Origin of the sequence: Anaerobacillus alkaliphilus, assembly GCF_004116265.1 — a bacterium.
Taxonomy (GTDB): domain Bacteria; phylum Bacillota; class Bacilli; order Bacillales; family Anaerobacillaceae; genus Anaerobacillus; species Anaerobacillus alkaliphilus.
This window is the reverse complement of the sequence record NZ_QOUX01000046.1, coordinates 19,657-30,711: the sequence shown is the minus strand read 5'-3', so window position 1 is coordinate 30,711 and position 11,055 is coordinate 19,657. Positions and strand designations below refer to the sequence as shown.

General features: G+C 36.6%; 8 protein-coding genes and 1 pseudogene. 4 read left to right on the top strand and 5 right to left on the bottom strand.

Annotated features, from left to right (window positions below):
• Window positions 1-67: 67 nt before the first annotated feature.
• The gene (locus DS745_RS15395; protein ID WP_241657842.1) at window positions 68-643 is read right to left on the bottom strand and encodes a glutathione peroxidase; all 576 of its coding nucleotides are present in this window, start codon (window positions 641-643) and stop codon (window positions 68-70) included.
• Between the two features lie 165 nt (window positions 644-808).
• Between DS745_RS15395 and DS745_RS15390 the strand changes: the two are divergent.
• Window positions 809-2,274: pseudogene (locus DS745_RS15390) on the top strand (amidase family protein).
• 50 nt (window positions 2,275-2,324) lie between these two features.
• Here the strand turns inward: DS745_RS15390 and DS745_RS15385 are convergent.
• From DS745_RS15385 to DS745_RS15370, 4 genes are read right to left on the bottom strand one after another with little or no spacing between them, the layout of a single operon-like run.
• Window positions 2,325-3,797: a phytoene desaturase family protein gene (locus DS745_RS15385; protein ID WP_129079132.1), complete on the bottom strand. Its 1,473-nt coding sequence runs from the start codon at window positions 3,795-3,797 to the stop codon at window positions 2,325-2,327.
• Entirely contained in the window at window positions 3,794-4,897 is a 1,104-nt protein-coding gene (locus tag DS745_RS15380) for a glycosyltransferase family 2 protein (RefSeq protein WP_129079131.1), read from the bottom strand. The genes DS745_RS15385 and DS745_RS15380 overlap by 4 nt, the downstream gene beginning before the upstream one ends.
• Window positions 4,894-5,604 (bottom strand): lysophospholipid acyltransferase family protein, encoded by a 711-nt coding sequence (locus tag DS745_RS15375; protein ID WP_129079130.1) that lies wholly within the window; start codon window positions 5,602-5,604, stop codon window positions 4,894-4,896. The genes DS745_RS15380 and DS745_RS15375 overlap by 4 nt, the downstream gene beginning before the upstream one ends.
• Entirely contained in the window at window positions 5,601-6,374 is a 774-nt protein-coding gene (locus tag DS745_RS15370) for a carotenoid biosynthesis protein (protein WP_129079129.1), read from the bottom strand. The genes DS745_RS15375 and DS745_RS15370 overlap by 4 nt, the downstream gene beginning before the upstream one ends.
• Window positions 6,375-6,602: 228 nt before the next feature.
• Here DS745_RS15370 and DS745_RS15365 point away from each other — a divergent pair, with 228 nt between their 5' ends.
• The 3 genes from DS745_RS15365 (at window position 6,603) to DS745_RS15355 (ending at window position 11,040) form a co-directional block, all read left to right on the top strand.
• Complete coding sequence (locus DS745_RS15365; RefSeq protein ID WP_129079128.1) at window positions 6,603-8,966, top strand: bifunctional diguanylate cyclase/phosphodiesterase; 2,364 nt, start codon at window positions 6,603-6,605, stop codon at window positions 8,964-8,966.
• Between the two features lie 124 nt (window positions 8,967-9,090).
• Entirely contained in the window at window positions 9,091-9,957 is an 867-nt protein-coding gene (locus DS745_RS15360; RefSeq protein ID WP_129079127.1) for a proline iminopeptidase-family hydrolase, read from the top strand.
• A 141-nt stretch (window positions 9,958-10,098) separates the two neighbouring features.
• Complete coding sequence (locus DS745_RS15355; protein WP_129079126.1) at window positions 10,099-11,040, top strand: ABC transporter ATP-binding protein; 942 nt, start codon at window positions 10,099-10,101, stop codon at window positions 11,038-11,040.
• Window positions 11,041-11,055: the final 15 nt, after the last annotated feature.

Genomic DNA, 11,055 nt, shown 5'->3' with positions numbered 1-11,055 from the left:
GGTTTAGCTTAGGATAAAACTATAATAATAAAAGAAGTAGCAAATGAAAGCGAAGAGCTTTCATTTGCTACTTTTGTTTTAATAATGACTCAAGTTGTTGGACAACCTCTGGTTCCCGAGGGTTTATAGAGCTTGGAAAATGATTTATGATTTGTCCGTCGCGGCTAATTAAAAACTTTTCAAAGTTCCACTTTATTTCTCCGGTTGTAGCAGTTAACCATTGGTATAAAGGATGCTTTTGCTCTCCTTTCACATGTGTAAGATCAAACAAAGGGAAGGTTACTCCGTAATTTAACGTGCAAAAATCTACGACCTCTTCAATTGATCCTAGCTCTTGGTTAAAGTCATCAGAGGGGAAAGCTAACACTGTAAAACCATGTTTTTGGTATTTGTCATATAACTTTTGTAAATCGTCATATTGTGAGGTATAGCCGCACTTTGAAGCTACATTGACAATGAGAAGAACATCCCCTTTATATTGTTCGAGTTTTACTTCGTGACGATCTGCAGTTACTACATTAATATCATAAACTGATCCTTCTGGCTGTGGGTAACTATTTACTTCTGTTTCGAGCTTTGTTTGACAACCAGTAAGCATTAATAAACAAAGCAGAGCTATAAACATAGACTCTTTAAAATTCATACGTTTCACCTCATATCCATTGTAACAATTTTTCCTTTGTTCTACACCTTAGGAGTAAAACAAAACAAATTGTGAAATAAAATTAGAAATATGATATTCTAGAATTTACCAATATGGTTTTGAAATAGTAGATCGCTAGATTGAATTAGACGGAGTAGTGAACGAATGGAAATTACATTTAATGATTTTTTTAGAGAAGAATTAACAGTTAACGACATACAACTAGCATTGCAAAATGACGAAATAACATCAAAAGAATTGGTCATGTATTATTTATATCGGATTGCTAAATTTGATCAAGATGGTCCGATGATAAATTCTATTCTTGAAATCAATCCAGATGCAATCTTTATTGCTGAAGCCTTAGATCATGAGCGTAAAACAAAGGGGCTGAGGGGCCCGTTACACGGTATTCCTGTTCTCCTTAAAGACAACATTGAGACAAAAGATTTTATGCACACTAGTGCTGGGACGATTGCGCTAGAAAACTATAGTAGTAGTCAAAATGCTTTTCTTGTGGGAAAACTACGTGAAGCTGGTGCCATCATCATTGGGAAAACAAATATGACAGAACTAGCAAACGGAATGTCAAGTGAAATGTGGGCAGGGTATAGTTCAAGAGGAGGACAAGTTCGTAATCCTTATGGAGATGAGAACCTATTCGTTGGTGGTTCAAGCTCAGGTTCAGCAGCTGCTGTTGCAGCAAACTTTACGGTATTGTCTGTAGGTACTGAAACAGACGCTTCCATTCTAAGCCCAGCTATTCAAAATTCAGTCGTAGGAATTAAGCCTACGGTTGGCTTAATTAGTCGTAGTGGTATCATTCCGTTTACGTATTCTCAAGATACTGCAGGACCAATTGCTAGAACAGTGACGGATGCAGCAATTTTGTTAGGAGCACTCAGGGTGTTGATCATAGTGACCCAGCAACCTATAAAAGTGAAGGGCTAAAAGGGGATTATGCACAATATTTAGATATGAATGGACTAAAAGGAGCAAGAATAGGTGTATTCATGAATGGAGCGGAGGAGTTTTATCAATCAGAAGAATACGATGAAACCCTCTTTCATGATGCTATTGAGACTCTTAGATTATCAGGGGCTATTATAATTGATGATATTGAAATCCCTTCTTTTCATAGAGACTGGAGCTGGGGTGTTTCTTATTATGAGTTAAAGCATAGCCTTGATAACTTTCTAGCTAAGTTACCACCGCAAATCGCGATCCATTCAATCAGTGATTTAATTCAATTTAATCGAGACAATGCAGAAAGAGCTCTTAAGTACGGTCAAAATAAATTAGAGCTTAGGGAAACCTTTCCTAATACATTAAGAAATCCAGACTATTTGTTAGCAAAGATAGAAGACCTGTATTTTTCTCAAGGACAAGGGATTGACTTTGCTTTACAGAACTATAGCTTAGATGCGATATTGTTTCCATCGTATATTGGCTCAATAATTTGTGCGAAAGCTGGCTATCCATCGATTGCCTTGCCAGCGGGGTATAAAAAAGGTGGTAAACCATTTGGAATTACTTTTGCTGGTACTGCTTTCAGTGAAGGAATGTTAATAAAGCTTGGATATTCATTTGAACAGGCGACAAAGCATCGCAGAAGTCCAAAAGTAATGTAAGAAACAAGGGAGCCGTCACAAAGAAATTGTTTGTGGCGGCTCTTCTTGTTTTAGATATTAATAATTTGCTTTGCTACGTTTTGGCCGCTAATGACTACCATTGGTGAACCACCTCCTGGGTGTGTAGAACCACCACAGAAATAGACGTTTTCAATATCTTTGGAGCGATTAGCAGGACGCAGAAACGCGTTTAGCATCCGGTTAGATGCTAACCCATACAGAGCGCCTCGATGTGCAAAGAACTTGTTTTGGATATCAAGTGGTGTGATTACTTCTTCGAAAGCAATATGATCCTTTAGAGACAACCCTTTTTCTTCAAGAATTTGATAGATCCGTTGTTTATATTGTTGAGGATTTACTTGGAGGCTACCATCTCTTGAAGTTGCAGGTGCATTCACTAAGATAAACAAATTGTCTCCGTCAGGTGATAGAGTAGGATCAGTATAGGAAGAGTTACAAATATAGATGGTCGGATCCAGACTATAGTTTCCTTTAGTAAATATATCAACAAATTCTTGTTTATAATTAGCACCAAAATACACTTGATGGTGAATAAGGTTTGGTAACCGTTTCTTTAATCCAACTAATAACACAAAGGCAGAGATCGATGGTTCTAATTTATCAATTTTCTTATCCCGAAAATGAGGCCGTTCTGACTCTGATAAAAGGTTCTTATACGTCGTGATTAAATCACCATTGGCTATGATATAGTTAGCTTCAATCATTTCACCATTTGCAAGTGTAAGAGCTGTTGCCAGTTTATTTTTAGTATGAATTTTCTTGACTGTTGTGTTGAAGAAAAATTCTACCCCTAACTCTTCTGCTCGTTTCAGAAACCCATCTGCAATCGTTTTATTGCCTCCTTTTGCGAAAAAGACGCCGTCTACTAGCTCTAGGTAGGTAATAAGAGAGAATGTCGCAGGTGTTAAGTAGGGTGATGAACCGATGTAGGTTGCGTAACGATTAAAGGCTTTTATTATTTGTTCATTGTGAAAATAGTTTTGGTGAAAGCGATCTAATGACTGAAAAGGTCGTACCTTGAAAAACGCTTTCGTTAAATCTGGAGCTAAATAGTCTTTAAAGCTAGCGAAACTACGATAAAAAAATTGATCATTGGCTAGCTCATAAATTCTTTTAGTCTCTGCAAGATACTCGGGGAATTTCCTAGCAGCATATGGGTCTAAACGTGATAATTGTTCTACGATTGCCTCGCTACTCGTGCTCATCTCAAAACTTGTACCATCATGAAAATGATTTCTAGTGTGAGTTTCTAACTTTAAAAATGTAAAGTAATCGTTTGGATCTACATTTGTTTCTTCAATGACACTTCGAAACACATGGGGCATCGTAATTGTGTTTGGTCCAAAATCAAAGTTATAACTACCCGAAGTGACTCCTACTAGTTTCCCGCCAGCATGGCTATTTTTCTCAAAGACTTTTACTTGATAGCCGTTGTAAGCTAGGGTTATTGCTGCAGACAATCCACCTAGTCCAGCACCAATAATGGCAACCGTTTTTCTCATGAGTAGTTCCTTCCTTTCCAATGATAGCCTTTATTGGTGAAGTTCCGTAGCATCGACGCTAGTAGGACAGCGATAAGACCTAGAGCAGATATAGGGATGAAAAGACACAACATTAACCTTTGCCTTGCTAAACTATCTATAATACATCTCTGAATGATAGAAAGTAAGAGTGGTAGTACAAATAGCCATTGTGTTGTAGCGACTCCGTAAATTGCCAAAAACAATGGTAATACGTAAAAGAAGCTGTAGAAGCTAATGACAAAGCTGGCTAACACATACGAACGTCCTAATCCTGGGAAGATGTTTTTAGTGAAGCCGTCCCAAACCTCTTTGCTAGTTTCGTACATATGACAATTCACATAGCTTGTGACATTGGCAAGAACCATTTTTTCGCCAGCTTTTTTCATTTGTTTTGTAATTGCAACATCCTCGACTAATGATGATTTCACAGATTGATGTCCATTTATTTTTTTGTAGCTGTTTTTTTCGAAAAACATGAAGGCACCATGTGCTGCTGTGAACTGTTGCTTATTTGTGTAATTGGCCATGAATAAGGGAAGATGAAACAGGACAATAAAGTGCTGCATCGGAATTAGTAAGTTTCCAAGCAATGTCTCAGTAGGAAAGCGGGGGAAACCGCTTACAAGAGAGGCATTCCTTTGTTTAACTAAGCCTAGTACGGCTTCAATGGTTCCTTTTTCAAGTCTAACATCGGCGTCGATAAATAAGTAATAATCTCCTTTTGCATGTTGGCTTAACTGATGACAGCCAAATACTTTTCCGACCCAATCAGGTGGTAGGGGAGCGCTACGGATCACATGAAAATTAGCTAAGTCTCTAGTATGTTCGATTAATAAGTCGTAGGTACGATCTGTTGAATGATCTTCTAGTAAACACACTTCGATATTTGAGTACGTTAGTTGTTTTAAACTTGTAATAAGTCCCTTAACATTCTTTTCCTCATTACGAAGTGGTACTAGGATAGAAACGAGTGGACCATTGGTTAACTGATCGTTTTTGGGCAGACTTGGTAGGAATAGACTGTTTATGAGCGTCCATAGTAAAAATAACGTTAGTGAAACAATTAGAAATAGGATCATTTAGACACCTCTATCTGTTTACTTATTGATTTCTTGCCATGGATGATAACATCGTAGGCTTCAAAGGTTTCATTAACGACCTCCTGCTTTTGATTGTTTAGTTGTTCCGTAAGAATATCTTCTAAAAACGTTGTAAGGTCTTTTTGTAAAGAGAATGCTTGCAACCTAGGAGCCGGTAGAGACTCACCAATCGAAATAAAGACTTCTGGCCGCTGCTCGTGGAGAAATGTATAGTAAAAAGTGATCGGAACAACTGTCACAGTGTTTACCTGGCGAATAACTCTAGAAACCCCTGGTTGAAACAAAAGGGGTCTCTTTTCCAAATGTTCTTCTTTACCTTGAGGAAAAACCCAAATTCCTTTTGAAAGATCTAGCAATCTCCTAGTATAAGCTAGTGATCTAATGACATCTTTTGGGTTGTCTTTGTTAATAGAGTATCCACCTATTTTTCTGAAAAAGGGATAAGCTTTCAATCCAACTTCAGTCATCATTGCGTAGCAATCTCTTTTTAGTACCGTCCTTGTTAGGTAGAAGGCTAGCAATCCATCCCACCAACTACTGTGGTTGGCAATGTAGAGTGTAGGTCCTATTGTAGGTAGGCTTTTGGCTTGTTTTAAAGAGATACGATGAAACGTCTTTTTTAAGAGCCTTTGATTATAAAGATGAAACAAGTTGCTGAAAAGTTGGCTCTTCTTAGCTTCTATCACTTGTTTTCCGCCTTTCTATAAAGAGCAATAAAGCTAGCAGTTGCAAAAAGAGTAACAATAACAGATAGGAATAACGCTCCTTTTAACGCCAATACGACAAACATCAAAATAATGAGTATGTATAAGATGACCATCTTCTTTTTCCATTCAATGTTTTGATCTTCTTGCCATTCGCGTTTTAGCACAACGTAGACAAATAAGTGTAGAACAAAGGCTAGGAAAAACCAACCGGCAAAGTTAGAAAACGGGATTTCATAATACATTCCGCCCTGATACCAAAGCCAATACTCCTTAACATGGAAAGCAACAGGATCAATGACCAGATCAATTACAACGGCTGCAAACCCTCCTACGGTCGCGTAGCAAATCGCCCTTATATATGTGTTTTTTAAGGAGAAAAATCTTATTATTTGTTTTGCAAGAACATGAGTCGTACTAATAACCATTAGCCAAGCAAAGCCGATGGCTATCGGTACACCTGCAATTTTAAATCCAAAGTCAGAATTGTAGTCATATTGACCAAAGAAGAGGTTGTAGTTTACTCCTAACCATTCAGCGAACATAGTACAAGCAACTACCGTCAAGCTAATGAAAATCCCTTTAATTTTAGGATAATTAATACTGAAGTAAATGCCCCCGAGAGTTCCTGCTAAAATAAGAAATACAGCATTTGCCCACTCTAATGCAGCGGGTAATAAATCAAACGCTAGTAAAAAAATGCCAACAATATACCAAAAAATAAACAGTCGAAAAATAAATATTTGTATCAAGCTTGCATCCCCTTTTTGTATACCTTATGTATATTTATTGTACACCAATTGTTTTGGTACGTAAAAATAAATGCTCAGTGTCTTTATGTTTATTTTTATTAGATTCGATAGTAGAGGCGAGAAAAATGTAGTAAAATGTTGAAAGAAGTCAAATTAAAATCTTCGGACGTTATAGTTCAAAAAATCATAGTGAATGAAAAGTAGGAATATTAATGGAGAATAAAATAGATGGAATATAAACGTGATTTGATTGAGATTAAGGATATGTTCAAAATGATGTCCAATCTTTTTGATATGGTTTTTTTAATGAAGTTACGCAAAGATGGCAACTTTGAATATGCAGATTATAGCGAACAAGCAAAGGATCTTGCGAACTTACCGGATGATGCAATTGGTAAAACTCTCTTTGATATCTACGGTGAGGAGATAGCAACAGCTCTACATGAAAAATATACTGAGGCAATCGTTAATCGTGAACCTGTTACGTACTTAGAGGCAATGAATTTACGTAACAATAATCAATTTAAAGTAGCAGAATCGACACTCATTCCGATTACTATTGATAAAGAAAAATATGTTTTGGCATTTATTAAAGATGTGACAGAGTTAGAACTCAAAAAGCACGAAGTTTTTGAACAGAAAGAACGGTTTCACTCGTTATTTACGTATAATAATGACCCAATTATTTCTACAGATGTAAAAGGAAATATCCAAATAGTTAATGAAGCTTTTCGCAAGAAGTTTAGTATTGTTAAAGATGAATTTGAAAGAGCTACCATTGTAGATTTTTTCCCACAACTTTCTGTTTTCAATGAAAAGCCTCATACAATTCCAGTAGAAGAAGAGGTAATCTTGGAATTTGGTTCAAATACGATTATTTCTCTCGTGAAGAGAATACCAATTATTGTTAATGAAGAAAATATTGGTTTCTATTTTATAATAAATGATGTTACCTCTCAACGAGAAGTCATTGTGACAAACAATGAGATGGAAGAACGATATAAAAGACTTATGGAACTATCACCGCAAATGATTATTCTGGTCAAGAATAAATCAATTATCTATATCAATAAGATAGGATTACAGTTATTAGAGACAAAAAATGAAGATATTATTGGTAAAAATATTTCTTATATTATTACTGGGGATATCGAGGCTTACATTCATGATGGGAATGTAGCAACCATCCAAAAAACGAATAACGAACTCATCTATGTAAGTGTGAAAAAAACGGTAGTCTTTCTTAATAAAGAGAAAATCCACTTATACTCATTTACCGATGTTACGAGTCAGTTGGCAATTAAAGAAGAGTTAACTTTTATGGAGAACTTTGACTATCTGACTGGGTTGCATAACAGGAAATCGTTTGATCAGTTAATTGACTTTCATATAGTTGCGGGTGAGAACTTTTATCTAATTCTATTTAATATCGATAAATTTAAGTTTGTTAATGATTTAATCGGCACTTCTAATGCTGACTTGCTTCTAGAGCAATTTGCAAGCCGTCTGAAAAGTATCAGTGATGAAAATACGATTGGACGAATTAGTGGTGATGAATTTGCAATCATTTTACCTCAAAAAAAATCAATTGATGCATTCCTAATGAACGTTCAAAAAGAATTACATCGTCAGTTTGATACGATTAAAGGACCAATTCACGTATCTACTTCGACTGCCATTTCGCGGTTTCCAGAACATGGATCTAGTGCAGAGCAACTTTATTTAAGTGCGACAAAAGCCATGACTTTGGCTAAAATAGATGGAGCAAAACAAGTAATATATTATCAAGAAGAAATGCAAGAAGTATTTACTAGGAAGTATGAAATCGAAAATGAGTTGAAACTATCACTAAAAGAAAAACATTTTCATGTGGTTTATCAGCCCAAAATCCATTTGAAAGGAAAGCCTCTTGAAGTAGAAGCTCTAATCCGATGGGAACACCCAAAACTTGGCATGGTTAGCCCAGCTGAATTTATACCAGTTGCCGAGGATTCGGGTCTCATCATTGATATTGGAAAGTTTGTCATTGATCAAGCATGTAAAGATCTACTAGAACTGCATAAGTCGAACCCAACGCTTCGGGTTGCGATTAATCTATCGCCAAAACAGTTTATGGACTCGAAATTAGAAGAGAGTATTCTCGCTGTCATCGCTAGATATAATTTAGACCCTGGTTTTATCGAGTTTGAAATCACTGAAACAGCAATCATGAGCGACCCTAGTAAGGCTGTTCAAATATTGAATAGACTTAAAGAAGTAGGCATAACGTTTGCAATCGATGATTTTGGAACAAGCTTCTCATCCTTTAATTATCTAAAGAAGCTTCCTGTTGATACGATAAAAATTGATCGTTCATTCATTAATGGTATCGGGGAAAATGAGAAAGACAGCCGATTGGTTGAAGGGCTTATTGATTTAGCCCATAAAATGGGTCTCAGCATTACAGCTGAAGGGGTTGAAACAAAAGAACAACTTCACTTCCTACTGGAAAAAGATTGTGATGTTGTACAAGGTTATTATTTTGGACGTCCAGAGAAGCTTGATCAGCTTGTTCAAACGTTAACTACATTACGTCAAGTGGTTTTGGATTAGAAGGTGAACAGTAAACTTTGAGCTAGGATAATTGAATATCCTAGCTTTTTCTTTTCTCGATACGTAGGTAAATGTTACAATTTTGATGGAATAGGAATTTATTGAAACGTATAGGGGGCTTACAATGAAAGAAGGATTTGTGGAAGTTACAGGTGGTAGGGTTTGGTACCAAATTCATGACGAAGGACAAGATAATACACCAGTTATCGTAATACATGGTGGTCCTGGTTCATCTCACTACTCTTTGCAAGGATTAAAAAAATTAGCAAAGCAACGCCCTGTTATCTTTTATGACCAATTAGGGTGTGGACATTCTGATCGACCCGAGGATCAATCGTTATGGCAAATTGATCGGTTTGTAGAGGAATTGGGGCAACTTAGAGATGCCTTATCACTTGAAGAAATACATATACTAGGACACTCTTGGGGAACGACACTGGCAGCAGCTTATATGTTAACAAAACCTAGTGGCGTAAAAAGTGTTATTTTTTCAAGTTCATGTCTTAGTGCTCCGCTTTGGGCAGAAGATCAAGAACGGAATCGTCAGAAGCTACCCAAATCTGTTCAGGAAACGTTAAAAAGGTGTGAAGAAAACGGAACGACAGACTCCCAAGAATATCGAGATGCGACGATGGAATTTAATAAGCAGTTTGTTTGTAGGATAGATCCATGGCCAGAATTTTTGAAAAAAGGTGCCCATATGAAAAATTCTGAGGTCTACAATATTATGTGGGGACCGTCTGAATTCCATGTTACAGGAAATTTAAAACATTTTGACTGTACCTCTCAATTACATGAAATCACAGTACCAACTCTATATACATGTGGACGATACGATGAGGCTACACCGGAGTCAACGAAATATTTCTCTAGTCTTACACCTAACTCAAGGTTTCATGTGTTTGAGAATAGTGCACATATGCCCTATTTAGAAGAACCAGAAGAATTCTTAAGCGTAATAAACCATTTTCTAAAAGAGGTTGATAGATAACCTGCAATAAAGCTGTCTGAGGAAAGTCATTGTTCTGACTCGGACAGCTTTTTGGTATGGATAAAAGTAAGCTTTGAAGGTTTGCGACTGTAATGCTATGGCTAAAATTAGTATTACATTAGAGTTAGAGGGGGGTTCGTGGTGAGTTATATTGAGCTAACTGATGTTGCAAAAACAATGAAAGATAAAAATGTCATTCAGGAATTGAGTTTTCGTATACGAGAAGGTGAAACGTTTGGTTTATTGGGTCCCAATGGTGCAGGAAAAACAACGCTTTTATCAATGATGAGTGCAAATCAATTGCCAACTAGTGGTAGGATAACAGTTGGCCAGTATGATACAGCCATGGACCAGAAAAAAATAAAATCAATCGTTGGAATTGTTCCGCAGGATATTTCTCTTTATAGTTCCTTAAATGCTTATGATAACCTTCGTTTTTTTGCTTCTCTTTATGGTATGAAAAAAAGAGACATACAAAAGCGTATGGAATGGTTACTTGATCTTGTTCAGTTAACAGATCGGGCCCATGAGCCGATTAGTCAATATTCAGGGGGAATGAAACGTAGAATTAATATCGCTGTTGCTCTTATGCACGATCCACATATTGTATATATGGATGAGCCTACTGTTGGTATTGATCCTCAATCACGAAATAAAATATATGAGTTAATTGAGGAACTTAAAGCTTTGGGAAAAACAATTATCTACACTACCCATTACATGGAGGAGGCTACAAACCTATGTGACCGGGTTGCGATTTTAGACCAAGGTGAAGTGGTTGCCTTAAATGAAACGATGGAGCTTCTTAAAATAGTTCAATCAGGTATTGTCGAGTTAACCATGACTTCTGAAAATGCTTCTGAAATGGCATTTAAAACGTTAAAACAACTTATGTGCATAACATCATGTCAAGTCAATGGAAAGAAGTTGACGTTAGTCGTCTCTATCAAGGTACAGGATGCAATAAGTAAAATTATGGCTGCTTTAAATCAACAATCACTTCCTATGGAAGACGTAAAAATTATGCAACCGAACTTAGAGACGGTATTTCTTTATTTAACAGGAAAAACATTAAGAGATTGATTGGAGTGGTATAGT